Annotated in this window: 1 pseudogene; it reads right to left on the bottom strand. The window is 69.2% G+C overall.

The features are described 5' to 3' along the window. Positions 1-234, bottom strand: a pseudogene (locus DC347_RS21400) (hypothetical protein); the annotation flags it as partial.

Raw genomic sequence — 234 nt, 5'->3', positions numbered from 1 at the left:
GCGTAAGCCGCCGCCAACCCCGTGATGGCGGCCAGCGGTGGCAACTTGAATTGGAACAGGATCACGACCAGCCCCCCGACGATCACGATCCACTTCGGGAGCATGCCCGTCAGCAGGCGACCCAGCGCCTGGCCTGCCCCGCCAACGTCGCCGAAAAACCGCACCGACATCAGCGCGGTACCCAGCGCCACCGTTGTCGCGCCTGCCGCCGCCGCCACCGCTTCGCGATGACCC

The organism is Pseudarthrobacter sp. AG30 (assembly GCF_003116525.1).
Lineage (GTDB): Bacteria > Actinomycetota > Actinomycetes > Actinomycetales > Micrococcaceae > Arthrobacter.
Note: the sequence above shows the minus strand (reverse complement) of the source record. Positions and strands in the feature narration are given on the sequence as shown.